At 70.2% G+C, this 25,156-nt stretch carries 27 protein-coding genes; 6 read left to right on the top strand and 21 right to left on the bottom strand.

Annotated features, from left to right (window positions below; translation table 11 throughout):
• Window position 1: 1 nt before the first annotated feature.
• The 10 genes from AB0L00_RS17320 to AB0L00_RS17365 all read right to left on the bottom strand — a co-directional run bounded on the left by AB0L00_RS17320 (window position 2) and on the right by AB0L00_RS17365 (window position 7,346).
• The gene (locus tag AB0L00_RS17320; protein WP_364434625.1) at window positions 2-1,078 is read right to left on the bottom strand and encodes a hydrogenase expression protein HypE; all 1,077 of its coding nucleotides are present in this window, start codon (window positions 1,076-1,078) and stop codon (window positions 2-4) included.
• Window positions 1,075-1,758 (bottom strand): SIS domain-containing protein, encoded by a 684-nt coding sequence (locus tag AB0L00_RS17325; RefSeq protein WP_364434628.1) that lies wholly within the window; start codon window positions 1,756-1,758, stop codon window positions 1,075-1,077. Before AB0L00_RS17325 ends, AB0L00_RS17320 begins: the two co-directional genes overlap by 4 nt.
• Window positions 1,755-2,012 (bottom strand): HypC/HybG/HupF family hydrogenase formation chaperone, encoded by a 258-nt coding sequence (locus AB0L00_RS17330; RefSeq protein ID WP_364434631.1) that lies wholly within the window; start codon window positions 2,010-2,012, stop codon window positions 1,755-1,757. The genes AB0L00_RS17325 and AB0L00_RS17330 overlap by 4 nt, the downstream gene beginning before the upstream one ends.
• Window positions 2,009-2,626, bottom strand: coding sequence for an SIS domain-containing protein (locus tag AB0L00_RS17335; RefSeq protein WP_364434634.1), 618 nt, complete (start codon window positions 2,624-2,626; stop codon window positions 2,009-2,011). The genes AB0L00_RS17330 and AB0L00_RS17335 overlap by 4 nt, the downstream gene beginning before the upstream one ends.
• Before the next feature lie 188 nt (window positions 2,627-2,814).
• The gene (locus tag AB0L00_RS17340) at window positions 2,815-4,050 is read right to left on the bottom strand and encodes a hypothetical protein (RefSeq protein ID WP_364434637.1); all 1,236 of its coding nucleotides are present in this window, start codon (window positions 4,048-4,050) and stop codon (window positions 2,815-2,817) included.
• A gap of 7 nt (window positions 4,051-4,057) precedes the next feature.
• A complete protein-coding gene (locus AB0L00_RS17345) occupies window positions 4,058-5,011 on the bottom strand; it encodes a CU044_5270 family protein (protein ID WP_364435412.1) in 954 nt (317 codons plus the stop codon).
• Between the two features lie 64 nt (window positions 5,012-5,075).
• Entirely contained in the window at window positions 5,076-5,573 is a 498-nt protein-coding gene (locus tag AB0L00_RS17350; RefSeq protein ID WP_364434640.1) for a SigE family RNA polymerase sigma factor, read from the bottom strand.
• Window positions 5,574-5,744: 171 nt separating this feature from the next.
• On the bottom strand, window positions 5,745-6,092 hold the full coding sequence (locus tag AB0L00_RS17355) for a type II toxin-antitoxin system PemK/MazF family toxin (RefSeq protein ID WP_364434643.1): 348 nt from the start codon (window positions 6,090-6,092) through the stop codon (window positions 5,745-5,747).
• Window positions 6,079-6,309, bottom strand: coding sequence for a ribbon-helix-helix domain-containing protein (locus AB0L00_RS17360; protein ID WP_364434646.1), 231 nt, complete (start codon window positions 6,307-6,309; stop codon window positions 6,079-6,081). Before AB0L00_RS17360 ends, AB0L00_RS17355 begins: the two co-directional genes overlap by 14 nt.
• A gap of 62 nt (window positions 6,310-6,371) precedes the next feature.
• A complete protein-coding gene (locus AB0L00_RS17365; protein ID WP_364434649.1) occupies window positions 6,372-7,346 on the bottom strand; it encodes an ATP-binding protein in 975 nt (324 codons plus the stop codon).
• Between the two features lie 766 nt (window positions 7,347-8,112).
• Between AB0L00_RS17365 and AB0L00_RS17370 the strand changes: the two genes are divergently transcribed.
• A complete protein-coding gene (locus AB0L00_RS17370; protein WP_364434652.1) occupies window positions 8,113-8,499 on the top strand; it encodes an STAS domain-containing protein in 387 nt (128 codons plus the stop codon).
• Between the two features lie 78 nt (window positions 8,500-8,577).
• Here the strand turns inward: AB0L00_RS17370 and AB0L00_RS17375 are convergent, their stop codons facing one another.
• From AB0L00_RS17375 to AB0L00_RS17390, 4 genes are all read right to left on the bottom strand, one after another.
• Window positions 8,578-9,081 (bottom strand): phage holin family protein, encoded by a 504-nt coding sequence (locus tag AB0L00_RS17375; protein ID WP_364434655.1) that lies wholly within the window; start codon window positions 9,079-9,081, stop codon window positions 8,578-8,580.
• A gap of 129 nt (window positions 9,082-9,210) precedes the next feature.
• On the bottom strand, window positions 9,211-10,548 hold the full coding sequence (locus AB0L00_RS17380; RefSeq protein ID WP_364434658.1) for an ornithine decarboxylase: 1,338 nt from the start codon (window positions 10,546-10,548) through the stop codon (window positions 9,211-9,213).
• Between the two features lie 239 nt (window positions 10,549-10,787).
• Window positions 10,788-12,020 carry a CU044_5270 family protein gene (locus tag AB0L00_RS17385; protein ID WP_364434661.1) on the bottom strand — a complete coding sequence of 411 codons (1,233 nt, stop codon included), beginning with the start codon at window positions 12,018-12,020 and terminating at the stop codon, window positions 10,788-10,790.
• On the bottom strand, window positions 12,013-12,597 hold the full coding sequence (locus AB0L00_RS17390) for an RNA polymerase sigma factor (RefSeq protein WP_364434664.1): 585 nt from the start codon (window positions 12,595-12,597) through the stop codon (window positions 12,013-12,015). Before AB0L00_RS17390 ends, AB0L00_RS17385 begins: the two co-directional genes overlap by 8 nt.
• 172 nt (window positions 12,598-12,769) lie before the next feature.
• Between AB0L00_RS17390 and AB0L00_RS17395 the strand changes: the two genes are divergently transcribed.
• Window positions 12,770-13,465, top strand: coding sequence for a hypothetical protein (locus tag AB0L00_RS17395; protein ID WP_364434667.1), 696 nt, complete (start codon window positions 12,770-12,772; stop codon window positions 13,463-13,465).
• A 49-nt stretch (window positions 13,466-13,514) separates the two neighbouring features.
• Here the strand turns inward: AB0L00_RS17395 and AB0L00_RS17400 are convergent, their stop codons facing one another.
• Entirely contained in the window at window positions 13,515-15,203 is a 1,689-nt protein-coding gene (locus AB0L00_RS17400) for a DHA2 family efflux MFS transporter permease subunit (protein ID WP_364434670.1), read from the bottom strand.
• An 88-nt stretch (window positions 15,204-15,291) separates the two neighbouring features.
• On the opposite strand from AB0L00_RS17400, the gene AB0L00_RS17405 reads away from it, so the two are divergent.
• Together AB0L00_RS17405 and AB0L00_RS17410 are read left to right on the top strand one after the other, a co-directional pair.
• Entirely contained in the window at window positions 15,292-16,275 is a 984-nt protein-coding gene (locus tag AB0L00_RS17405; protein WP_364434673.1) for a YafY family protein, read from the top strand.
• Between the two features lie 126 nt (window positions 16,276-16,401).
• Complete coding sequence (locus AB0L00_RS17410) at window positions 16,402-16,611, top strand: hypothetical protein (protein WP_364434676.1); 210 nt, start codon at window positions 16,402-16,404, stop codon at window positions 16,609-16,611.
• 730 nt (window positions 16,612-17,341) lie between these two features.
• Here AB0L00_RS17410 and AB0L00_RS17415 read toward each other — a convergent pair.
• Window positions 17,342-17,809 carry a hypothetical protein gene (locus AB0L00_RS17415; protein WP_364434679.1) on the bottom strand — a complete coding sequence of 156 codons (468 nt, stop codon included), beginning with the start codon at window positions 17,807-17,809 and terminating at the stop codon, window positions 17,342-17,344.
• Window positions 17,810-18,003: 194 nt separating this feature from the next.
• Here AB0L00_RS17415 and AB0L00_RS17420 point away from each other — a divergent pair, with 194 nt between their 5' ends.
• Window positions 18,004-19,179, top strand: a complete 1,176-nt coding sequence (locus tag AB0L00_RS17420) for a hypothetical protein (RefSeq protein WP_364434682.1) — start codon at window positions 18,004-18,006, stop codon at window positions 19,177-19,179.
• A 209-nt stretch (window positions 19,180-19,388) separates the two neighbouring features.
• On the opposite strand, the gene sigJ is transcribed toward AB0L00_RS17420, so the two are convergent.
• Genes sigJ through AB0L00_RS17435 form a run of 3 tightly spaced genes read right to left on the bottom strand, consistent with a single transcriptional unit; the run spans window position 19,389 to window position 22,594 of the window.
• A complete protein-coding gene (gene sigJ / locus AB0L00_RS17425; RefSeq protein ID WP_364434686.1) occupies window positions 19,389-20,273 on the bottom strand; it encodes an RNA polymerase sigma factor SigJ in 885 nt (294 codons plus the stop codon).
• Window positions 20,274-20,326: 53 nt separating this feature from the next.
• On the bottom strand, window positions 20,327-21,604 hold the full coding sequence (locus AB0L00_RS17430) for an alpha/beta fold hydrolase (RefSeq protein WP_364434689.1): 1,278 nt from the start codon (window positions 21,602-21,604) through the stop codon (window positions 20,327-20,329).
• A gap of 45 nt (window positions 21,605-21,649) precedes the next feature.
• Window positions 21,650-22,594 (bottom strand): NAD(P)-dependent oxidoreductase, encoded by a 945-nt coding sequence (locus tag AB0L00_RS17435; protein WP_364434692.1) that lies wholly within the window; start codon window positions 22,592-22,594, stop codon window positions 21,650-21,652.
• A 268-nt stretch (window positions 22,595-22,862) separates the two neighbouring features.
• Here AB0L00_RS17435 and AB0L00_RS17440 point away from each other — a divergent pair, with 268 nt between their 5' ends.
• Complete coding sequence (locus tag AB0L00_RS17440; protein ID WP_364434695.1) at window positions 22,863-23,204, top strand: hypothetical protein; 342 nt, start codon at window positions 22,863-22,865, stop codon at window positions 23,202-23,204.
• Between the two features lie 147 nt (window positions 23,205-23,351).
• Here AB0L00_RS17440 and AB0L00_RS17445 read toward each other — a convergent pair whose 3' ends face one another.
• Both AB0L00_RS17445 and AB0L00_RS17450 read right to left on the bottom strand, forming a co-directional pair.
• Entirely contained in the window at window positions 23,352-24,488 is a 1,137-nt protein-coding gene (locus AB0L00_RS17445) for a hypothetical protein (RefSeq protein ID WP_364434698.1), read from the bottom strand.
• Window positions 24,478-25,074 carry an RNA polymerase sigma factor gene (locus AB0L00_RS17450; RefSeq protein ID WP_364434701.1) on the bottom strand — a complete coding sequence of 199 codons (597 nt, stop codon included), beginning with the start codon at window positions 25,072-25,074 and terminating at the stop codon, window positions 24,478-24,480. The genes AB0L00_RS17445 and AB0L00_RS17450 overlap by 11 nt, the downstream gene beginning before the upstream one ends.
• Between the last annotated feature and the right edge of the window lie 82 nt (window positions 25,075-25,156).

Raw genomic sequence — 25,156 nt, forward strand, 5'->3', positions numbered from 1 at the left:
ATCACCTCCAGGGCGGCTCGTAACCGGTGAGCAGGGCGCGGCCCTTCTGCCGCCACCTCGGCTCCTTGTCGACGGTGTCGAGAGTGATCTTTCGCAGCCTGCGGATGGCCTTCCCGTACAGGCTGCTGGTCCCCGAGGAGACCCTGGCGCCGGGCGGCTCGTCCATGAACGGCATGAACTTGTCCGGGAAGCCGGGCATCGTGCAGGCGATGCAGATGCCGCCGACGTTCGGGCAGCCGCCGACGCCGTTGATCCAGCCGCGCTTGGGCACGTTGCACTTCACGACCGGGCCCCAGCAGCCGATCTTGACCAGGCACTTCGGCGAGCCGTACTCGGTGGTGAACTGGCCCTGCTCGTAGTACCCGGCGCGGTCACAGCCCTCGTGGACGGTCTGGCCGAACAGCCAGGTCGGGCGGAGCATCTCGTCGAGCGGGATCATCGGCGCCTGCCCGGCGACCTGGTACAACAGGTACGTGATGGTCTCCGCCAGGTTGTCCGGGTGGACCGGGCAGCCCGGCACGTTCACGATCGGCAGACCGGCCTTCGACTTCCAGTCCCAGCCGAGGTAGTCGGCCACGCCCATCGCACCGGTCGGATTCCCGGCCATGGCGTGGATGCCGCCGTACGTCGCGCAGGTGCCCGCGGCGAGGAGGGCCGTCGCCTTCGGCGCCAGCCGGTCCAGCCACTCGCTGGTGGTCATCGGCTGGCCGGTCTCCGGGTTGTTGCCGAAGCCGCACCAGTAGCCGTCCAGCTTGATCGACTCGTTCGGGATGGACCCCTCGACGACCAGGACGAACGGCTCGAGCTCACCGCGCTCGGCCTTGAAGAACCACTCGATGAACGTGTCGGCCCCCTGCATCGGCCCGCACTCGAAGTCGATCAGCGGCCAGTGCACGGCGACCTTGGGCAGCCCGGGCAGCGCGCCGAGCACGATGTCCTCGATGCTGGGCTGCGTCGCGGCGGTCAGGGCGACCGAGTCGCCGTCGCAGCTCAGCCCCGCGTTGATCCACAGGATGTGGACGACCGGTTCCTCCGTCGCCTCGGGTTCGGCCGTCGGTGGTGCGGTCGGCGCCGTCATGTCGTCGCCTCCTGGACTGAGAGCGCCCCGAGGGCGTGCTGCGTCAGCTCCCACAGGACGTGGTAGACGGTCGTCTGCGCCTCCTGGATGCGGTGCACGGACGACGACGGGATCACGAACAGGTAGTCGAGGGACTCCAGCTCGGCCAGCCTGCCCCCCTGGTAACCGGCCAGCGCGATCGTCAGCATGCCGCGCCGCGCCGCCTCCTCGACCGCCCGGATGACGTTCGGCGACCCGCCGCTCGTCGACAGGCCCAGCGCGATGTCGCCCGTGCCGCCCAGCGCGGCGAGCTGGCGAGCGAACACCACCTCGAAGCTCACGTCGTTGGACAGCGCGGTCAGCACCGCCACGTCATTGGTCAGGCACAGCGCGGGCAGGGCCCGCCCGCGCGGCGGATACGAGAACGCCTCGGCGACCTCCTGGGCGTCGGTGCTGCTGCCCCCGTTGCCGAACGTGAACAGCCGGCCGCCCATGGCGAACCGCTTGGCCATCGCCTCGGCGCACTCGGCGAGCAGCACCCCCGACCGCTCGGCGACCTCCCGCCGCAGGGCGACGATCTCGTTCGCCTTCTCCGCGGTCGACCGGCCGACCTCCGCCAGGACGTTCTCCAGCTCGGACTCTCCCGCGTACAGGAAGGGGTACAGCTCCTGCATCCCCTCCGGTGGCTCACTCCCGGTCATGGACCCTCCTTCGTCGGAGGTGCGCCTCTGCCGGCCTCCGCGCGTGTGACCACCGCGATGGCCTCTTTCGCGTGGACCAGGATCGTGTCGCCGACGGCCGCGTCGACCAGCGCGACGCTGACCTCCTCATGCGCGCCGCCGCCGACGTCCGCGACCGCGAGGCCGTCCTCGAGCAAGCGCACCACCGTGACGGGCACGGCCTCGTCGGAGCAGGTGACGCATACCTCCTCCGAACACGGGCCGCGCTCGGTCACCCGATCACCTCCGGGCCGAGCAGGCCGGGCTGCTCGAAGAACACGTGAACGAGCTCCCACAGGATGTGGTACGTCGTCACGTGGATCTCCTTGACGACCGCCGGGTCGTCGCTCTGCGCGGTCAGCAGGTGGTCGACCGCCGGGCTGCCGGCCAGCATGCCGCCGTCCCCGCCGGTCAGCGCGACCGTGAGCAGCCCCAGCTCATGGCCTGCCTGCAGGCCGCGAAGGACGTCCACGCACTGCCCGTCGGCGGAGATCCCCAGGACGATGTCCACCGGCGTGCCCCACTGGCGCACCTGGTGGGCGAAGACCTCGCAGAAGCCCTCGTGGCGGGCCACCCCCGTGATGGCCGCCGCGTCGTTGCTGACCGCGAGGGCGGGCAGCGCCCGCTTGCCCACGATCACGGGGTGCATGAACTCCACGGCGACGTGCGCCGCGTCCGTGCCCGCCCCGCCGTTGCCGAACGCGATGAGCTTGCCGCCACGATGAAAGCGGACCGCCATGTCCTGGCAGGCCCGCGCCACTCGCTCGCAGTCCTCGGCGAGCATCCGACCGGCCGTCTCACGCCTTGCGAACGCCTGACCGACCCGTTCCATGGGTGGTGTCACAGTCATGTGCACGCTCCATTTCGGATCTGTCTAGTCACGCTATGTCCATGTGGTTCTGGGGCAACACCCTGTGACGCACAACCAGGGGTAAAGCCTGGTCGCGCCGAGTAACTTCTCGGCGACGACCATCGCGGAAATGTTTCAGGGGCCCCACGCCGCGGGCAACGAGCGACGCGGGGCCCCACCTCTCCGTATCAGCCTCGACGGGCGATGAGCGGGCGCATGGTGTCGGCGTCGCCGACGGCACCGGTGACCCATGTCCCGCCACCGGGGACGGCGGCCGCTCCGAAGAGTGACGCGGTGCCCGTGGCCGGTACCCCGTCGGCGGTCCAGCGCTCGCCGGTCCACCGCAGCACGGACATCGCGTACTCCGAGACGCCGGGGGAGAAGGTGTCGCCGACGGCCGTCAGCCGTCGGCGGTCGGCCGAGAGGTCGGCAGAGAGGTCGGCCACCTCACCGGGTCCGGCAGGGGTGGGTGTGCTGGCCCACGCGCGGCCGTTCCAGTGCATGAGGAGCGGATTGCGGATCGCGTCTCCGCTGAACGTGGACTTGGTCCAGCCGCCCACCCATACGTCACCGGTGCTCAGGACGCGAACGGTCTGGACCCGTTTCGTCCACTCGTCGGTGGCGGGTTCGGGCAGCCGCTTCCAGGAGCCGCCGTCCCAGTGCAGGAGGAGAAGCCGCTCCGGGCGCTGATCGTCGTCGGTGTAGTCGGTGCCCGCGACCCACACGTCGTTCGATCCTCGGGCGTCCACCCCCTTGAGAGCGAAATGATCGCCGAGGCCGGGCAGTGGGACGTCGTGCCACTGGTCGCCGTCCCAGCGCTGGACGATGCCGTGCTCGACCCCGGTCTGGTTGTCGTACGTCCCGCCGACCATCCACGCCTCGTCCGGCCCGACCGCCTTGACGGCTCCGGTGGCGGTCTGCTGGGCGCCTGTCGGGGCGAACGGTACGGTGCTCCAGCCGCGGCCGTCCCAGTGAAGAAGGCCGCAGTCCGCGGAGGCCCACGCGTCCTCCGGGCCCGAGGCGCTGACGTGTTCTATCCGGCCGAGGTCGGGCACCGGCGCCTGCCGCCACGTGCGCCCGTCCCAGCGCAGCATCAGTGAGGGAAAGGCCGTCGCCTCGTAACAGTCATCGGCCGTCGACCGGACGTGTGCCACGTCCTCGGAGTCCGCCGGACCGACGTGGTCGCGGGAAGCGAGGCCGGTCCCGTCGCCGACCTGGAAGCCCCCGGCCCACGCGCTGTCCCTGCCGGTCGCCGCGACGCTCACGACGTTCGCGCGTCCCCGCACCGGCACGTCGTACCGCTGCCAGGTGGAGGCGGCCTTGGTCGTGACAGGAGTCGAGGCCGCTGATGCGGCGGGTGCCGCACCGACCAGGGCCGCCAACGCGCCGGCGACCGCGGCCGACCGGTTGATACGTGCCTTCATTCCGACCTCACCGCTGCCCTGCGCGATCGACGACCTTCACGGTGAGCCGGGTGAGGGACTTCGTGACGGCCCCCACGGGGAGCCCCTTCCACTTGGGGTCCACACCGTTGATCTTCGAGATCGGCGCGTTGTGGCCGTTGTTGACGGTCCGCTGCCCGACCATCTGATACGTGGTCGGGTCGAGGAGGAACTGTTCGCCGTAGCCGTGTGTCACCGCGATGGCGGGACGGCCGGCGCCGTCCTCGACCTTTTGCACCGTGACGCCGGGGATTGTGGCGATGACGCGATACAGGGCGGCCTGGGTCTTGGGCCCCATGCCGACCGGGGTGCTCCAGATCCACTGCGCCGCGGTTCCGAAGGCCTCCCCGTCACGCGTCGGGTAGCGCCAGTCGCTGCGGTTCTCCGCGTCGACATCCTTGTAGATCTTCGTGCGCAGCGCGTTGGGGTCCGTCGGAAGCGACGCGAGCGCCCGGTACTTCTTCTGGCCGTACCGCGAAACGGGGACCTTAGAGGAGAAGTAGACGAGTTTTCCGTTCTGCAGTTCGGCGGTCTTCGCACCGTCGAACCGTGCCCAGTCCTCCCTGACCACATGCTGCGTGCCGGCGTCGGTGCCGATGCCGTACTCCAGCATCTTCTCGTACAGCCACTGGTTCATGCGGGGGATCGGCTGCGGGCGGGTCTCCGCGGCCCGGGCGGCCTTGCCGAGCACCTCCGACGCGCTCGCCAGGCGCACTGCCGGCGCCTGCGTCGTGGTGGTGCCGCCCGAACCGAGGGTCAGGACCCCGGCGGTGACGGCGGCGGCGGTCACCGCGGCGACCGCCGCCGCGTTGCGGGCGCGGTGCCGGAACCGCATCCGGCGGCCACGCCGTACGCCCCCGTCGACCAGGGCGCTCACCTCCGGCTCGATGCCTCCCGCCACTCGGTGCATGGCCTGGGCCAGCCGTCGCTCCTCGACATCCATCACGTGTTCTCCCCTTGGTCCTTCGAGTGGATCGTTCCTGCGATACGCCCGTGCCATGGCCCCGTCACCGGATGAGCACGTCGAGTTCGTCGCCGAGCGCTTCGCGGAGCCTGGCGAGGGCCCGCATGCTCCGGTTTCGTACGGCACCGGAACTCAGCCGGAGAAGGGCCGCGACCTCCTCGACGCTCTGGTCCTCCCAGTAGCGGAGCACCAGCACGGCGCGGTCCTGCGCGGAAAGCCGCGCGAGCCCGTTCAACAGCGTCAGGCGAAGTGCCTGATCGGAGTCGGCGGCCGCGGTGTCCGGCAGCCGCTCTCTCGGCGTCTCCCCGTTGCTGCGTTTTCGGGTGTGAGAAAGGTAGGTCCGCAGCAGTACCTTGCGGGCGTAGGCCGCCGGGTTCTCGGCGCGTTGCACGCGCCGCCATGACGCGTAGAGCTTGCCCAGCGTGGTCTGCACCAGGTCCTCGGCCAGGTGCCAGTCGTCGCACAGCAGGCAGGCGGTGCGAAAGAGCGAGGCACTGCGGGTGGCGGCGAACTCCTGGAAACCGTTCGGGTCTTTGGCCATCGGGCCTTCCTCGGCGTCGTCCGTTCGTCTTCTACTCCCCAGACGCCGCGACGCCGCAGGCGCGTCACACCGACAACGCCGCCGGACAAGAAACGATCCCCTCGGCTCCGGTGAGAAAGCCGAGGGGATCGTGAGATCGATCGTGGACGGATGGTCGCCGCCACCCGCGAGTCAAAGATCCAGGTGACGACGGAGGGCGGTGTCGAGCAGCCTGAGCGTGGGCAGCGGGACAGTGCCGACGTGTTGTCGCAATCGGCCCGGGGCGATCGAGCGCACCTGCTCGGCCTGGGCCTTCGAGTCGGTCCTTAGCCCACAGTCCGATGCGGAAAGGAGGACCTGAAACGGGTAAATTCGTGCAACATTGGACGTCACCGGCACGACGGTGATCACCCCACGGCCGGTGCGTTCTGCGGCTCGATTGGCGGCGTCGTTGCTGACGATCACCGCGGGTCGGAGCTTGTTCGCCTCGGATCCCTGCGCCGGTTCGAGATCGACGAGGTAGACGTCACCTCGACGCATCGGCTATGCCGTCTGCGGAGGTCCGGTCCCACAACTCGGTTTCGCGGTTGTAGTCCGGCTCCTGCCAAGCAGCCGCATAAGCGTCTTCAAGAGTCGACGACCGAAGCAGCCCGATGGCCTCGTGGAGCACGGCGGACCTGGACTTCGCCCCGGTCTGCGCGGCGTACTCGTCGATGAACGCGACATCCTCGTCCGGGAGGCTCACACCTACCTTCATGCTTCGCATCGTACCTGTATTCACACTTCACTTCCAAAGTCTGGTGGGAACTTCGGGTGCTCCTACTGGAACGCCGTCGTGGTGAGGGCCGTTTCGGAGGCGAGGGTGAAGTCGGGGTCGATCTGGGTGGCGAGGTCCTGGCCGGTGGCGGCGTTCGCCCAGGCGAGGGCGTTCTTGAGGTGGAACTCGATCGCCTGGCGGGTGAACTTCGGCCAGTCCTTCGCGCGGGCGTCGACCGCCGCCCGGATGGTGGCGAGCGCCGCCCGGTCGTGCTCCTCCAGGTCGCCGAGGTGGAACGGACGTCCTTGCTCCATCGCGCGTACGGCGCCGGACTGGCCGACGCAGCACAGCAGGTCCGCGCCGACGTGCTCGCGCAGGAAGGCGACGTCGTCGGGGCCGTGCACCTTGTTGCCGATGACCTTCAGCGCCACGTCGTAGTCGGCGGCGTACTCGGTCCACTGGCGGTAGACCGCGACCCCCTTCCTGGTCGGCTCGGCGACCAGGAAGGTCAGGTCGAAGCGCGTGAACATCCCGGAGGCGAACGACTCCGCCCCGGCCGTGCAGTCGACGACGGCGTACTCGCCGCGCCCGTCGACCAGGTGGTTGAGGTACAGCTCGACCGCCCCGGTCTTGGAGTGGTAGCAGGAGACGCCCAGGTCCTCCTCGGTGAAGGGCCCGGTCGCCATCAGCGTCGCGCCGGCGGCCTCGACCGAGAGCCGGGAGTGGATCGGGTCGTCGCCGCCGATCCGGAGCAGCCGCGACCCGCGGCCCGGCGGCGTGGTCTTCACCATCGCCGCCGCCGAGGAGATCCGCGGGTTGGTCCCCCGGAGGTGGTCCTTGATCTCGGGCAGGCGCGCGCCCATCGCCGGGATCGCGGCGGCGGCCTGCTCGGACAGGCCCAGCGCGACGCCGAGGTGCTGGTTGATGTCGGCGTCGACCGCCACGACGGGCGCCCCCTCCGCCGCCAGGTGACGGACGAACAGGGACGACAAGGTCGTCTTGCCGCTGCCGCCCTTGCCGACGAACGCGACCTTCATGGGTTCCTCCCGGTGCAGCCGGTCTATCGCCTCTCGTGTCGCTCGGCGTCGCCGCGTGAGCACGGGGCGCGACCGGGTCTTGTGCTGCCGATCGTAGCGGAAACGAAAATCATTTTCGCTGTCGATCCGGATACTCGGCGTGACCGGCGACGCTCAGGCGCGGCAGACCGTGCCGGCCGCGGGCGCCTGGCCGGTGAGCAGGTAGTCGACCTCGTGCGTGCGGGCTCAGGAGGAGTTGTAGAGCGCGGTGTGCCCGTCCCCGTCGTAGGTCAGCAGCCGGCTGTGGCCACGGTGACGGACGAACGCTTCATCGAAACTCCACTACACGGGGGATCGAGGGCGTCAATGATCATTCCGATTCCCGGGTCGGCGGGCGTCGGCCGCCGGGAGGACCTCGCGGCGCCCGCTCGTACGACCTTCGGCCGACGCGTCCGCCACCTCCGGGCGACCGGCCGGAGGCCGGGATCCTTCGTTCGCGAGACGCGCCCTGACCACGGCTTTTCTCGCTGTTAGGCGAATCCGGAATTTTCTCGACTATCGCGCTGTTGGAGATTATCGAGAGCTGGGCGGCTTCCCGCGGAGTTGCCGGGCGGTGACATGCCGATGTCCCGCCGTACGGCACGTTTGCGCACTCGCGAAACGGGCATGGTGGTCCATTAACGCGCCACGCCGTGCATGGTATCCGTCACCCTCTTGGAAACGATCAGTAATCGCGCGATGCTGTGATGGTCACGGGTGCCCCACGGTGTTCCGGACTGGAGGTCCCATGGACGTTGCCCTGGACATGTTCGCGATGGAGTGCGAGGACTACACCCTCGCCATGCCGCGTGGTGAGGTCGATGCCTTCACCGGGCGTACGTTCCGGGGGCGTCTGCTGGAGCTCGTCGCATCGGCCGACCGGCCGCTGCTGGTGGACATGAGCGGGGTGCCGTTCTTCTCCGCGGCCGGACTGAACGCCGTGGTCGCGGCCGAGAAGCTCTCCCGCGAGCGGGGCGTCCCGGTCGCGTACTTCGACCTCATGCCCTGCGTCGAGCGCCCGTTCCGCATCACGGGAGTCGACAAGGTCGCGCTGATCTGCCCGACCCTGCAGGACGCCATCTGGTGCGTCCTCCCGCTGAGCGACGCCGAGATCGCGAGCTGGGAGCTCTCCTAGCCTTTCCACTCGTCACCTCGGACGGCCCGGCCGCGCGCGGTCGGGCCGCCGACATATGGGGTCTCCTTCCGACGACGCTCACCACCGGCTGTGCTCGGTGTGCGGTACGACCAGTTCGGCGGGCTCGGACGAGATCGGCTCGACGGCGATCGCCTTCGCGTGGCTCGCGCTGCGCCGCATCAACTGGGCGTCCTCCTTGAGGGTCTCGACGGTCCGGTGCGGCGGTGACACGCGCCGCATCCGCTGGCGGCCCAGGGCGGCCATGACGGCTCCCGCCACGGCCCAGATACCCGTGATGATCAGCGCCGCCCAGGCGATGTCCACCACGTGGGCCAGAGCGAAGATCGCCGTCAGCGATCCGATCACCATCACCATGTAACCCGCGAAGCCCGCCCCGCCGAAGAGCCCGGCGGCCTTCCCGGCCTTCATCGCCTCCTGGCGGATCTCCGCCTTCGCCAGGGCGACCTCCTGCCGCATCAGCTTCTGCAGGTCGGCGGTCGTGTCGCTGACGAGGCGGCCCAGCGAGGTGTTCCCGGACACGGTCGTCCGCCGAGTGCCGGGGCCGTGCAATGAGGTCGTCATGTCAGCTCACCTCCGTTCGGTTCGCTGCCGATCGACTCGGCGTCCCCGTCCCCTAGGTCGAGGTTCGCCAGGTCCGTCCTGTGAAGCGATCCCATACCCGCTTCGGGCCGTTCGACCCCTCATGACCTGCTACTCGGCCACGACGCGGAAGCTCTTCACCTCGCTGTCGGCGACGTCCGGCACGACCATCCCGGCGGCCACTCCCGTGCGCAGGTAGTCGACGACGGGCTCGTTCAGGCGTTCGCCGGGCAGGACGGCCGGGATGCCCGGCGGGTACGGCGTCATCATCTCGGCGGCGATCCGGCCGACGGCCTGGTCGGCCGGGACCTGCTCGACGCGGCCGAAGAACGCGTCGCGGGGGAGGAGGACCTGTTCGAGCTGGAGATCCTCCGGGTCGGGGACCGCCACGGTCGCCGCGGCGCGCAGCGCGTCGTCCCCGCGCTCGACGTGGGAGACGAGGTCGCGCAGCGCCGTGGTCAGCGTCCGCTCGGTCTCCTGGTCGTCGGCGTAGGTGAACTGGGCGCTGATCCGCCGGTGGTCCGACAGGTGCAGGTTGATGAAGTGGTGCTCCCGCAGCCAGTCGGCCGCGCGGTACCCGGTCGTGCCGAGCTCGGTGATGTCGATGATCACCTGGAGCGGGTCGCGCTCGGCGGCGCGGCGCGGCCCGAGGAACTCGTCGCCGTGCACGTGCAGGCCGTCGATCCGCTCGATCTCCGCGCGGACGTCCGTGACCAGGTCGACGGCGTCCTTCAGCAGCTCCCGTCCCTGCTCGACCATCTGCCGCCGCCAGCCGTCGAGGGCGGCGTAGACGAGGACGTTGGGGCTGGTGGTGCCGAGCAGATCCTCTCGGGCGGACAGGACGTTCGGGTCGACCATGTCCCCTTGGAGATGGAAGACCGAGCTCTGCTCGAGGCCGCCGCCCATCTTGTGCACGCTGGTGACGCATACGTCGGCGCCCGCGTCCATCGCCCAGGTCGGCAGATCGGGGTGGAACGGCAGGTGCGCGCCCCACGCCTCGTCGACGATCAGCGGCCGGCCGTGCCGATGGCACACCTCCGTGATGGCCCGCAGGTCGCCCGACGTCCCGTACGGGGTGGGGCTGGTGACGAGCGCGCCGCGCGCGTCCGGGTGCTCGGCGAAGCGCCGGGCGAAGCCCTCCGCCGACGGCGGGTGGGCCAGGTGCAGCTCCGGGTCCCACTGCGGCCAGACCCAGATCGGGTGGATGCCGGCCAGGATCAGGCCGGAGATCACCGACTTGTGGGCGTCGCGGCCGACGAGGAGCTTCTCGTGCGGCCCGGCCACCGACAGCATGGCGCTCTTGACCGACAGGGAGCTGCCACAGGTGGAGAAGAACGCGTGATCGGCCCCGACCGCGTCGGCCATGAGGTCCTGGGAACGCTGGAGCACGCCGTTCGAGGACGTCCGGTCGTCCAGCCCGGAGATCGCCAGCACGTCGGAGCGGAACACCGCGTCTCGCCGACCACCGCGCGCACCCTCGGATCGATCCCCCGCCCCTGCTTGTGGCCGGGCGGGGTGAACGGCACGTATTCGCGTCGGTGATAGGCGGCGAGCGCGTCGAGTACGGGAGCCTCAGCGTGGTTCATGAGAAGCGGGCTTCCCGCTGCGCGGGGCCGAGAACACGTGATCACTCCAGGTGAGGCGGGTATCCCGGAGGGGACCCGGCTGCCGGGTCCCCTCCGGATCACTCACCGGGGAGCGGGCGCGTCCGACCTCGAGTTCGTCCACTCCGCGACCGCGTACACCTCGTACGAGGACACCTCACCGGGCCGGTGGAACCGGTCGGGCATGTCCTGGACCCGCAGTGCGCGGGGCCTGCCGTCGTCGCCCGGGGGGAGTCTCCGGCTGCCGTGCGGCGGCGTCGCCACGACGTCGCGCATGGCCAGCAGGGTGCCGGTGCCGGGGTCGATGATCCACTGACGTTGGTAGGTGCCGAGCTGCTTGGGTGCCGTGTAGATGCCGAGGGGGACCGTCGTCTCCACCGGCAGGGAGATCACCGTTCCGGTACGGCCCAGGGGGTCGGTCGTCCTGCCGCCCGCCTGGACGCCGGGCAGCGTGGCGAGCATCCGGAACGCCGCCGCCCGTACCTTCGGTGGGGTGGGGGCGTCGGCCAGCAGGTCGCCGGCCACGTCGCTCAGCGCGCGGACGCGCTCCTCGCCCCGCAGGGCCCCCAGCGGCTCCTTCCCGGCCGTCGACGAGTACGCGTGCCAGTTGCCGCGCAGGCCGAGCAGCGTCTTCTCCAGCGCCTTCGGCTCGGCCGGCAGCTTGGCGATCTGCGCGGACGTCATGCCGTAGAACCGTCGAACCTCGTCGCCCTTCATCGGCCGCGGGTGCGGCGCCCCCACGGGGGACTTCGTGTTCAGGAACAGCGTCCCCATCACCCCGGGTTCGCCGCTCGGAACGTTGACCGTCATCGGGGATCCCGCCCGCTGCCACTTCGCCTTGTCCTGGGCGGTCCACGGGCGGGCGGGCAGGTCGGTGTAGTTCCGGAGTTCCTTGCCGTCGCGCCCGATCCAGCTGTCGTACTGCTGCCGCGACTCGATCTTGTAGTGCGCGGCCCTGGTCCTGCCGACCGCGAAGATCGTTCCGTCGATGCGCCTGGTGTGCCAGTACTCGCGGCTCGGCGCCGCCTTCTCCGCACTGGTCGCGGCGGCCAGCAGGACGTTGCCGTCGCCGCCCGTACGGAGCGGGATCGAACGGCCGGGAGGACGCGGGTCCGAGTGGCCGGAGAGGACGGCCACGGACCCCGCGGCCACCGTCCCGGCCGCGGCCACGCCCAGCAACGGCACCGCGAGCCGGCGACGGGCCCGCGAACGCGGCGCGGGGGCGGAGCGCCAGTTGGTGCGCAGCGCGAGGCGGTCCGGGTTCTCCTCCTGAGCCAGCGCCGGGCGCATCTGCCGCAGAGCGTCGATCTCATCCATCGTTCTTCTCCTCCGGGAGGGCCTTGCGCAGCTTCTTCCGAGCTCGGTGGATCTTGGCCTTGACGGTGCCGAGGGGCAGGTCCAACGTCGCCGCGATCTCGGCGTACGACAGCTCGCCCCAGGCCAGCAGCAAGAGGGCGTTCCGGTCCTGGGCGCCGAGCGCGGCGAGGGCCTTCGCCAGGTGCGGGCCGAGCGCCGCGGCCGCCATGCGGTCGTCGGCCGACTCGGTCACGCCGTCCTCGGCGGGGTCCACCCCGGTCCGGGCGAACGCCCGGTACATGCGGGTCTCCTGCCGATGGTGCCGGGAGATGAGCTTGCTGGCGATGCCCCACAGCCACGCGCTGAACTCCGAGCGTCCGTCGAAGCTCTCCCGGCGCCGGAACGCGATGGCGAACGTCTCCGACACGACGTCGTCGGCCAGGGTGGGCCCGAGGCGCCGTTTGGCGTAGGCGTGGAGTCGTGGCGCGTGGCGGCGGAACAGCTCGCCGAACGACTCGGGGTTCTCCAGGGAGGCCGCGACGAGTGCCGGATCGTCGGGTTCCTCCTGCGGCAGGCTCACCGCTCTGATCGTGGCCATGGGCCGCTGTGTCCCTTCATGCGTCACTCTCCGTTCCTGCTGACACCCCCTCTCTCCCGAAGACCGGGGCCGGGTTGCGCTCGGACGCGCCGAATCATGATCTTCGCCATCGCGACCGGATCGTCATCTCTTCGCCCTGCCGGTGCCGTATCGCTCGGGTACGGTGCGCGGCATGATCGATGCGTTCGATGTGCGTGCGGAGCTGGCCGGTGTCGAGGATCGCGCCGGCGCGTGGCGGTTCATCCAGGGGTTCGCGGCGGCGTGGGCGACACCGCTCACGGACGCGGACGGCTGGGACGACGCCGCCCTGGACGCCGTCGAGGCCCGGCTCGGGATCACGCTGCCCGCCGCGGTGCGCGAGGCGTACGCGCTGTTCGGCCGGCGCATGGACCTGACGGCCAACCAGGACGAGCTGCTCGAGCCGAAGCAGCTCCACGTCATCGACGGCCTGCTGGTCTTCCGCGACGAGAACCAGGGCGCCGCGTGCTGGGGCGTCCGGCTCGACGGCCCGGACCCCGCCGTGTGCGTCCGGCCCGACCTGGAGGACGAGGACGCCGAGGACTGGGAGCCGTGGCTCGACACGTTCTCGCTGGCCTGCGTCGAGCTCGTGCTGTCGGAGTCGCTGCACGCCGCGGAGGAGCTCGCCGACTACCGCGAGGCCGACGAGGACGACCTCGAGGCGCTCGAGCGCTACGCCCGTCTTCCCCTCCCGGAGTACCCGTCGGGGCAACTGCCCGGCACGCGCTGGTTCGCGGGCCTGGACGTGCTCGTACGGGAGGACGAGCGGTCCTGGATCACGATCCGCGCCCGTTCGGAGGAGGCCCTCGTCAACGCCTGCGAGGACTTCGGCGACGGCTGGCTCGCCTGAGACGCCTGCGCCCCCGGCCGGACCGGCCGGGGGCGTTCGCGTGGTGGCGTCAGGCGGGTGCGGCCTCCGCGCGGGCCGTCTTCGGGAGCAGGAACCCGAGTCCGAACGCCAGCACGATCAGCCCGATGGTGACCAGCGCGGTGGTCTTCGCGGCGTCGAGCGAGTCCCGCCGGTGGGTGTCCAGACCGGCCGTCGTGAGGGCCTTGACGACCGCGGGTGACGCGGGCCCGGCGGCGCGGCAGCTCGCGGGGACGACGTCCGGATCCTTCTCGGCCTCCCGGTCCTGGACGCACGCCCGGACACCGGAGACGATCCCGGCCTGGGCCGGGGCGGGCACGCCGGCGCGGGTCAGCTCGACGCGGAGCCGGGGCGCGGCCGTCGCGTCGAAGTTGTGGTGCGCCTGCGCGCCGAGGAGCCCGAAGAACACCGTGCCGATCACCGCGACGCCGAGCGACATGCCGAGCTGCTGGATCGCCTGCAGGGTGCTGGACGCCGAGCCGACCTCGTGGTCGGTGACCTCGCCGAGGATGATGTCGAACATCGGCACGAAGATCATGCCCATCCCGGCCCCGCCGATCAGCAGCGGGACGACGAAGTCGAGGCTGGTGAGGCCGGGCCCGGCGTACTCGAAGACGGCGTAGAGGACGGCGAGCCCCGCGCCCATGCCGGTCAGCCCGAGGTGCAGGAGCCGGCGACCCAGCTTGACCATCAGCATGCCGCTGATCGCCGACCCGATCATCGCGCCGAACGCCCAGGGCGCCGTCGTGAGGCCGGCGCGCAGCGGGCTGTACCCGAGTCCGACCTGCATGAAGACGCCCAGCGTGAGCATCGTGCCGCCCATCGCGCAGGTGAAGGCGATCGCGAACAGCACCCCGGAGGCGTACGAGCGGCGGGCGAACACCCCGGTCTCGATCAGCGGCGTCGCTCCGGCCCGCCTGCGGCGCACCTGGTACGCGGCGAACAGCGCGAGCACCGGGACGGAGGCGACGAGGAGCACCTCGCTCCAGACCGGCCAGCCCAGCTCGCGCCCCTGGACCAGCGGGAAGATCAGCATGAAGATGCCGGACGCGGCTAGCGCGACACCGGGCAGGTCGAGCCGCGCCGAGCGCACGGCGGGCGGCGCGGCCGGCAGGAACCTCGCCGCGACGGTCAGCGCGAACGCGCCGATCGGCACGTTGACCAGAAAGATCATCCGCCAGCCGGTGCCGAACAGGTCGGCGTGGATGAGCGTTCCGCCGATGACCGGGCCGAGCACCGCCGACAGGCCCATGACCGGGCCGAACGCGGTCCACGCCTGCTTCATCTCCGAGGGCGGGAACAGGTCGCGGATCAGCCCGAATCCCTGCGGCAGCATCACCGCCCCGAACGCGCCCTGCAGCACCCGCGAGACGATCAGCATGGTCGGGGAGACGGCGGTCGCGCAGGCCACCGACGCGACCGTGAAGCCCGCGACGCCGATCAGCAGCATCCGTTTGCGGCCGTACATGTCGCCGAGTCGCCCGCCGATCAGCAGCATCACGGCGAGCGCCATGGTGTAGCCGGCCGCCATCCACTGCAGCGTCGCGTACGAGCCGCCGAGGCTCGTCCGGATCGCCGGCGCCGCCGTGTTGATCACCGTGCTGTCCAGCAGGTCCATCACGCTCGAGGCCAGGACGGCCGAGAAGGCGAGCCATCGCCACCGGTACGGCGCGGCGGTCCGCTCGTCGGCCGAGACGGGGGATTCGAGAATTTCGGTCAAGACCATCTCCTGTGAACGAGGTCGATGGACACGACGTTAGGCTCGATAGCGGCCACTTCCTGACCTCAATGACCAGGACCCTGGAGACATGGCGAACACCAGCTCACGCACGCTCCGGCTGCTGTCCCTCCTGCAGACCCACCGGTACTGGCCCGGCCCCGAGCTCTCCGATCGCCTCGGCGTCTCCGCGCGTACGCTTCGCCGCGACATCGACCGGCTCCGCGAGCTGGGCTATCCGGTCGTCGCGCACCGCGGCGTGGACGGCGGCTACCAACTCGCGCCCGGCGCCGCGCTGCCTCCGCTCGTCGTCGACGATGAAGAGGCCGTCGCCCTCGCCATCGGCCTGCGGATGGCCGCGCAGGGTGCCGTCGCCGGGATCGAGGAGTCGGCGGTACGGGCGCTGACCAAGGTCATCCAGGTCATGCCGCCCCGCCTGCGCCGCCGCATCGACGCGCTCCGTACGGTCACCGTCCCCGCCGCCTGGGGCGCCGGCCCGACCATCGACGCCGACGCGCTGACCGCCGTCGCCCAGGCCTGCCGCGACGAGGAACGCCTGCGGTTCTCCTACCGGGCGCGGGACGGCGAGCTGACCGCCCGCCACGTCGAGCCGCACCGGCTCGTCTCCCTCGGCCGCCGCTGGTACCTCGTCGCGTACGACCTGACCCGCCACGACTGGCGCAGCTTCCGGCTCGACCGCCTGGCCGACCCGGGCAGCACCGGCGAGCGGTTCCGCCCCCGCGACCTGCCCGCCGAGGACGCCGCGGACTTCGTACGGGCGGCCATCAGCACCATGCCGGCGGCGTACGACGTGGAGGTGCTCCTGCACGCCCCGGCGGCGAAGGTCCGCGCCGTCGTCTCGCGCTGGGGCACGGTCGAGGAGCTCGGCGAGGACCGCTGCCAGCTGCTGATGACCGTCGACGGGCTGGAGTGGCCGGCGATGCTGATCGGCGCGGTCGGCGCCGACTTCGAGATCGTCGGCCCACCTGAGCTCACCGACGTCGTCCGCGAGTGGGGCACCCGCTTCCTCCGCGTCACCGCCGCCGACGACCGCCCCGGATCTCGTACGCCATGACGACGGAGATCACGGCCGAAGGTCCTGCGCGGCCTGGTTTCGGTGGTCGACGGGCCGACTCGCTGGACAGTGACCGGGTGTGACGGCAAGGGCCGATCACATGGTGTTGTCTCAGAGGAGAGTCCCATGAATCCCACCACGCGTGCCCACCTCTTCGGCACCGTCTTCCGCTCCGCCGGAATGACCTTCGGCGTCATCGGCGTCGTCGTCGGTACAGCGGACATCGTCACCGGCGCCGTGGACGCCCTCCACGGCGCCGTACTCATCGGCTGCGGCATCGTGGCCATCGCGCTCAGTGCCGTCCACGGCGTCGTCTATGGCGATCGTCGTGGCTGACTGACGTCAGGGGTGTGAAGGCGCCCCTGGTGTCTTCCTAATCCAAAGCGGCTTCTCGGGTGAGGGGCCGCTTCTGCTTTTGCGCGGGTGGTCGGCCCGGAGACGCTCGTCGCCGGCTCTGGCCGCCGGAGGATCCGAACCGACACGTGACCGAGCGGTCAGGCAGAGTCACCGCTCTAGGCGTTGTGATGCATGGACCGGTTCCATGCTGCCCGCCTGCTCTTCCACAGCCATCATGAATGAGGTCACGTCCAGGACGCCGGCCTCAAGAGAGTCAACAAGGCGATCAATGGTCCCAGTAGTCATGGGCTGTCCTTCGCTCGTTTCGTTGACCTGACAGATAAATCCTGCCCATCAGTGGCTGCTGTAGTTGATCGTGAGGATAACGACAACAGGGTGAGGGTCACCGTCAGAAGACGCTTTGTATTTGTCACAGTACTGATAGTCGATACGGGCTGAGCTCGTGAGCTCGTAATGGATGGTTCGAGACCACCCTGGAGCCTTCGGTCGGCCAGCGGCACCTTTCAGAACAGTGGTCTGGGCGATCGGGTCAGGCTGGCCGGGTCTTTGGGAAACATGATCCCAGAATTGCTGGGCCTGTTTGATCCCGACCCGCTCGGTCAGTTCCTGGTAGTGGCCGAGGAATCGACGATGCACCAGAACCCGGTATTGAGGAGCCTGATCCGGGCCGCCTCCGGGACGGCGAGCCGGCCGGTAGGGATCGTAGGCGCTAGGGGGCGTCATCTGGCGGGCTGACCTCTACGTAGTTTTCGGGGTCGTGTGCTCCGAGCAGGACGGAACGCCGCAGGGGATCCTCTAGTTGTCGAGCGGTGATGCGCCACGCGTTGACGCACTCGTCGAGCACTGCGGTGTCGCCATCTGCTTCGGCTGCGACGAGGGAGTCATGAAGTTCGTCTGTGAACTCCTGAAGATCCTCACGGCCGAACGATCGAAGCCATGCCAGATCGCCCAACTCGCTGGCGCGGGGAAGCTCGGGCCTGCGAAGCAGGCTCGCAAGTCGCATGTACGCCCCTCCCCACTTGGTGAGTGTCTCGAGGAGTCGAAGCTTGCTTTCCGGAAGCATGACGAGGCTGGTTCCATCCTTGTCGCGAAGCCTCGCCTCCCCTCTGCGGGCAGCGTCAAGGAACTCGGTCCGCTTGCTCGCAAGATCGGTCGGCTGGAAGATCAAATCGGACATGGAGCCCACCTTGCTAGCAGGATCATGGGTAGGATACTACCCGCAATCATGGTTGGCATCACACCTACCAAGTTAAATTACGCGACCGGTATTTCCAGAGGTGGCAGGTCGGTTTGGATACGGGAAAGCCCTTCGATGCGACCGAGAGTTACCTAAGGGACGTTTCATGCCAGCCCTGGCCAAAGTGGCGCACGGTGAGCCTGGTCACCGCCCTGCGGGGGATTCTGCGCAGGGCACCGGTGTTCCGCCAGTCCACGCCTCAGGCTCGCCGTGAGGCGTTCTTGGGGGCGGCCCGTGAACTCTCCAGCCGCGGTCTGGACTCATCGTCACTCGTTCGCTACGGGATGTGCGAGGAGATCGTGGGCCCGCTGATCGTCGGTCTGGTCATCGGACAGGCGTTCGGCCACGACGTAAGTCTCGACGGAGTGAACCTCCATCAGTGGAGTTCAGCGCTTGAGCTGTCGCCACTGACGCTTAAGTCCGGTAATTTAACGTTTTCCGAGCTGCGTGGTTACCTCGAGCGCGATTTGGCGCCGACGGTGCCCCGGATGCTCAACTGGGTCGCAACCGCGACTTTGGGCGATATCGCCATGCTGGCACCTCCTCCGGCCGGCACGATCATCCCCGCGCCGACATCTGCCTCTTCTCCGCTGACTCGCGACCTACGCGAACAGTATCGGTGGGCGGTCGATCACTTCTCGAGCACCTTCTATGCCGATTGGCAGACCAGTTCGCTGCACTATGCGTTTCGATGGCTGACCGGCGAGATCGTTCCGCCCTGCCCCGAGGGGCTGATGTCCGACCGGAAGGCTTCCAAGGCGGAGATCTCCGAAGAGATCGCACGGAGGTCCGTCCCGGGCAAGGGGGACGGTGCTGACTCGGACCACTCTCTCCTGGCAGAAATGACTAGGCACGCGCTCAGCCTGCTGAAACAGACTCGTTACCGTGAGGCGGCGGCCGTCTTCGAGTTCGGCGTGCAGTGGAAGCCGAAGGATCCGGCGATGCGCAACAATCTCGGCTTCTGTCTCATCCCGGTAGATCCTCAAGAAGCTCTGCGGAATCTGCAGGCCGCGGCGAACATGGGGTATCCGCAACCACTGACGAACGCCTACAACCAGATGTGCTGCCACGTGATGATCAGAGCGCCCCGAGCGGCGCTCACCCTCGCAGAGAAGGCGTGGAAGGGCGGTGTCGACAGCGGTTCCAGTCCCACCCTCTGGCGGCTGTCACGCTCCGGGGGATGGGAGCTGTTCGACACTGTCGACCCGCAGCGTGCGATCGCGGAACTCGCTGTATCCGTAGCGCGTGGTGAAGGCTGGCCGGAAGAACTGCGGAAGTGGCAGGATCGGTTGAACTACCGCGACTCGTGACCGTGGTACACCGTGCGCGGCTCGGTCTCGGCGGCGGATGGCCGTCAGAGTGAGTAGCTATTCGCCCGGCGGTGTGCTCAGGCGGGCAGCGCGGTCGCGATACCGGCACGGAGCACTTCGTCCGCGAGTGGGGTACCGCTTCCTCCGCGTCACCGGCGGCGGCCGGCTGAGGCGGTCGCCGCCGACTCCGCCGGCGCGAACGGCGATGATCAGTCCAGGTCGGCGCGGTGGTTCTCCGGGTTCTCGTTCTGCCGGAAGTGGGAGAGCTTGTCGGGGTTGAGGACGCCGTAGACGGCGTGGATGCGCCCGTCGCGGATGTCGAAGGTGACGAGCTGCCGCTGCCCGCCGATCACGGTCCAGATGGCGGGTTCGCCGTTGGCCTGCGTCAGGTGGGCTTCCTGCAGCGGGTACCGGGACATCAGCCCGGCCACGAACGCCAGCACGTCGCCGCGTCCGGTGATCGGACGCAGGGCGGCGCGGACCTTGCCGCCGCCGTCGTTGTAGGCGACCGCGTCCTCGGCCAGCAATTCGGTCAGGGCGGCCATGTCGCCGTCCCGCGCCGCGGCCAGGAACCGGGTGAGCAGTTCGGCGTGGTCGGACGGCGTGGGAGTGAATGGTCCGTCGTCCCGGGCGAGGTGCCGGACCGCGCGGTGGTGCCACTGCCGGCAGGTCGCCACGGAACTGTCGAGGATCTCGGCGATCCGCTCATAGGGGAGGTCGAAGGCCGCCCGGAGCACGAACACCGCGCGCTCGGGCGGCGACAGCCGCTCCATCATGTGCAACGTCGCGTAGGAGAGGGTGTCGCGCAGCTCGGCGGTCTCCAGCGGCCCGAACGCCTGGCCGTCGACCGGTTCGGGCAGCCATGGCCCGGTGTAGGCCGCACGGGTCACCCGCGCCGAACGGAGCTGGTCGAGCGCGAGGCGGGTCACGACCGTCACCAGGAACGAGCGCGGCTCACGGATCCGCGGCCGGTCGGTGTTCATCCAGCGCAGGTAGGCCTCCTGGACCACGTCCTCGGCATCCCACATGCTGCCCAGCAGCCGGTATCCCAGGCCGAGAAGAAGCCGGCGGTGTTCCTCGAAGATCTCGTCCACGCTGCGCTCCCTGCCCTCGGGTGGCCGCCCGCCGATCAAGAGTCCCCCGACGTTCACTTCGGGGCGCCCGTTCCGCCGGTGAACCGGTCGGCGATCCAGGCGAGGATGTCGGGCATGGCGCCGTCGTCGATGCCGACGGTCCGGCCGGGGTAGGTGTCGTGCTCCAGGCCGGGGTAGGTGCGGTAGTCGACCGCGGCCCCATTGTGGCGGAGCGCTCGAGCCACCTCGTCGGTCATCCACGCGGGTATGACGCTGTCGGCCTGGCCCTGCAGCAGCAGGACGGGACCGGCCACGGGCCGGGTGCCGGTGCTGTTCTCCTTCAGGAAGCGGGCGAAACGCGGATCGGCCAGGTAGCCGGGACGCACGAGATCCGGCCCGGTCAGGTCGCCGAAGACGGCGCTCACCACGCCCAGGCACCCGGAACGGGTGATCTCCAGGCGGCCGAGCGCTTCGGAGGTGAGCAGGCGGCGGGGGTCGATCGCCGGGTCGGCGACATGCGCGCCGGCAACGATCAGGGCGATGAAGGCCCCCAGCCCCGGCCGGGTGGCGGCGTGTTCGGCGATCTCGTTCAGGAGCGCGGCGGGGGAGGTCACCACGGCGCCGCGGTAGCCGTCCACGGGGTGCCGCGTCTGGCGTTCGGCGACGGCGAGTGCCGCGGCACCGCCCTGCGAGTGTCCCCATACCACCCAGGCGCGCGACAACCCCGGCACGGTTCGGCGGGCGGCCCGCAGCGCGTACACGACATCGCCGGCGGCCGCGGTGCTGTCGCCGAGCGCGTGCGCGCCGTCGGTGCCCAGCCCGGCATAGTCGGGTGCGACGACGGCGTAGCCCCTGGCCAGGAAACGGGCCATCTGGTCGCCGTGGTAGAGGTCCCGCATCAGGGACGGGGCACAGTCACGGGCCATACCGCTGGTGCCGTGGGCGTCCACGACGACCGGCCGGCCACCGGGTGGTGTGGCGCCGGCCGGGGTCAGCACGACGGCGGACGCGGCCACGTCCCGGCCACCGGCCGTACGGGAGTGGTAGAGCAGACGGGTGACGCGGGTCCCGGCGGGCACGGAGTAACCGGTCGCGGGCTGCCGCCGAATCGGGGTCCCGGCCGGTGCCCGGCGCAGCGGGCTCGGCGGGTCATAGAACGCGGTACGGGGCAGGGCGTCGGCGCGCTGCCGCGCCCACGCGGCCTGGCACCCGTCGTCGCAGACGACGTCGGCACGGGCCATGGTCGTGGTCGCGGTCATCGGTGCACCGGCCAGGGCGGGGGTTGTGGTCGCGGTCACCGGCGCGCCGGCGGTCAGCGCGGCGAGCAGCGCCTTCAGTAGAGCCTTCAGCACAGGATGTCCTTCGGATCGACGCTCACGCGGGTACCGGATCGCGGCTCATGCGGCCTGCGCCGGCCCGCCGCTCAGCTCGGCGGCGAACCCTTCGGTCACCGACGCGTAGCGGGGACGCCAGTCCAGCCGCAGCCGGGCCCGGGTGTTGGCGGCACCGCGCAGTCGATTCATGAACGCCACCCCCCAGCCCCCGACCGCCGGCCGGGCCAGGGCGGCAGGTGCCTTCTTCGGCGCCGGAGCACCCAGGAGAGCGGCCAGTGCCGGCAGCCATCGGCGCAGCGGCACGGGCTCGTCGTCGACGATGTTGAGTACGCCGGTGACGTCGGGCTTGTCCAGCGCGGCCGCGACGGCGGTCGCCACGTCGTCGGCGTGGGTAAAGGAGAACACCGCGTTCCCGCCGCCGACGAGCGGCACCTTCCCGGCCCGTACCTGCCGGACGAACGATCCGTCCGCGGCGTAGATGGAGCCGGGCCCGTAAAGGTGGCCCAGCCGCAGCACGAGCCCACCCGACCGGGTGGTCAGGCGTTCCAGCTCCTTCAGGGCGTCCAGCACGGGCGCGAACTGCTTCGGCGTACCGGTCCGCCACAGGGGCGCGTCCTCGTCGGCCGGGCCATCGCCCGGCTGGTAGCCGTAGGCCAGGCCCTGGCTGATGATCCGCGCGTCGGGGGCCGCCTCGATCAGGTTACGGGTGCCCTCGGCGCGCAGCCGGTTGGTCACCGCGAAATCACGCGCCAGGTGCCTGGGGTCGATCTCGGCCGGGATGGCGGTGAGCATGTTCACCACCACGTCGGGCGCCGCCTGCCGGATCGCCCGGCGCGACCGGCCCCGGTCCAGCGCGTCGGCGGCCACCACCCGCGCACCCGCCGCCTCCAGCGCCGTAGTGTCGCTGCCCGGCCGGGCCAGACCCAGCACCTCGTGCCCCACGGCGGTCAGCAGGGGAACCATCCGGTCACCGATCACTCCGGTGGCGCCCGCGATGAGAACTCGCATGATCACTCCATGATCCGTCCGGCGGCCCGCGCCGGGATGCGTCACGTACGGCAACCAGACGGGCCGGCCCACCGCCGCGTGACAACCACGGAAGTGATTCACGTCACAGGTGATGGGCGGCCCGGTCCGCCGGATCGCAGGTGTGCCGATGAGGCGTCCGGCGAGCGCGTCAGGGACCTCGAGGGTGGCCGACGCTCCGACTCTCTGGACAGTCATCAGTCGTGACGGTAAGAGCCGATCACATGGTGTAGTCACAGAGGAGAGCCCCATGAACCCCACCACGCGTGCCCAGGCCCCGACGGCGATGAACCGCTACTCGGCGGCTGCGGTGGAGGCGATGCACCGGTGCTCGGCGGCTGCCGTGGACTTCGGTCTCGCCGTCGCGGACGTCGCCTTCCGCGTCACCATGGTCGGCGCCGGCATCGTGGGCCTCATCGCCGGCATCATGGTCCTCGTCGGCCCCATGGACATCGTCGTCGGCAACGTGCAGATCATCGTCGGCCACGTGCACAGCCCCCGCATCACCGCGATCGTCGGCTTCGGCTGGGCGCTCATCGTGCTGCACGGCATCGTCGCCGACCGTCGTCACCGATCCGCGTCAAGGGCGTAAGAGTGCCCCTGGCGTCCCCGAATCTGAAGTGGCTTCTCGTGTGAGGGGCCGCTTCTGCTTTTCCGCGTGGGCGTCGGCCTGGAGGCGCTCGTCGACTCCAGGTGCCGGTACCGCCCGGTTCCGGGGGCACCGGCACCTGAGACCAGGTCAGTTGACCGGGTTCGGGGTCCAGTTCGCGGGGTCGAGGCCCTTCACCGTCAGGCGGTGGAACAGGCCGGTGACTCCGCCGGTCTTGTTGAGTTTCGCCAGGACCGTGCCGGACGCGTTGATCTGGACGTTGAAGCCGTCCACCCCGTAGGCGTACACGAGGCTCGGCGCGACGTAGGCGGGGTGCCCGTCCAGCTTCGTGTTGGGACGAGGAAGCCCTCGGATGGGCCTGCCGGGCCCGTAGGCGACGCCGGTGCCGATCGCGCCGTCCGACTTGGTGACGCCGATGAGGAGATTGGACGACGGGCCGTCGACGATGAAGTCCAGCGTGGCGCCGACCTCACCGTACGCGCCGTTGTTCAGCACCGTGCGGTTCGGCGTCAGCCCGCCGGGCACGCCGCCGACGTGCAGGGGCATCGCGATCGGCCGGGTGCCGCCGAACTTCGCGGACTCGGCGATCCGGTGCGCCGTCTTCGTCAGCTCGGCGCTGTTCCCCGGCAGCCCGTTGCCCTCGAGTTCGGCCCAGCGGTTCGGGGCCTGCTGCCAGCGCAGCTTGAACTCCGACTGCCCGGACGGGTCCGGCTTGAAGATCCAGTAGGCGGAGTGGCCGTTGACCGGTGCGGCGGCGATCCGCTTGGCCGGGACGCCTCCAGGGAGGTACCCCAGGAACGGCTCCTTGCCGCGCCCGTAGGCGGTGAGGGTCACGATGCCCCCGCTCTTCCCCCTCTGCTGCGCGGTGACCTGGAAGAAGTTCTCGTGCTGGTGGTCGGCCACGTAGCCGTTCGCGTGCAGGCCGGCGGGCAGCCAGCCGAAGGTCGCGCGCTCCACCAGCGGGTTGTCGTACCTGGCCGACACCGCGGCGGGGGAGCCCTGCACCGTCACCGGGGAGCCGCCCACCTGTGTGGCCACGACCGCGCCGGCGGCGGCGGTGGCCAGTCCACCGGCGAGCAGCACGCCCCACGTGCGCCCGAAGCGCCGGCCCGCCCGTACGGGACGCGGTGCCTCGGACGAGCCGTCGATCATCGCGAGGAGCCGCTTCTGGCCGGTGTCCAGCCGCTGCTGCGAGGGGATCGGGGCGTCGGTGCGCATCGTGCGCATCAGGTCGAGTTCGTTCACGGTCGGTGCCTCAGCCTTCATCCGAAACGAGCATGGGGTTTCCGTCGCCGAGCGCGGCGCGGATCTTCTTTCGAGCCCGATGCAGCCGGGATCGCACCGTCCCCACGGAGACGCCCAGCGCCTGGGCCGTCTCCTCGTAGGACAGGTCGGCCCAGGCGATCAGCAGCAGAACCTCTCGATGGGCTCGGCTGAGACCGGCCAGGGCCGTCGCGAGCGACTGGTGCATCCCGGTCGCCATGACCCGGTCGTCGGCGGTGTCCAGTTGACCGCCGTACGTCTGCACCACGGGGTCCGCGCCGCTGCGGGCGAACGCCCGCAGCATCCGCGTCTCCTTGCGGTGGTACTGGGCCATCACATTGGCGGCGATCCCGTACAGCCACGGTCTGGCGTCCGGCCGTCCGAGGTCGTAATGTCGGCGTTTCTCGAACGCCCGGTAAAACGTCTCGGCGGTCACATCGTCCGCCATGTCGTCACCCAGCCGCCGGGCGACGTACCGGCTGATGTGGGGGGCGTGCCGCTCGTAGAGCGCGGCGAAGGCCCCGGGCTCTTGCCAAGACTGCTCGATCACAGCGGCGTCGCCCACGCCCTGTCGGGTCGTCACAGTCATACGGCTCCTGTCTCTTGTAGCCGGTGTTCCGGCCGTGCGCGGAGTGCGCTTCACCCGCTTTTCCCCGAACTCCGGAACCGGG

Source organism: Actinoallomurus sp. NPDC052308, assembly GCF_040679195.1.
Lineage (GTDB): Bacteria > Actinomycetota > Actinomycetes > Streptosporangiales > Streptosporangiaceae > Actinoallomurus > Actinoallomurus liliacearum.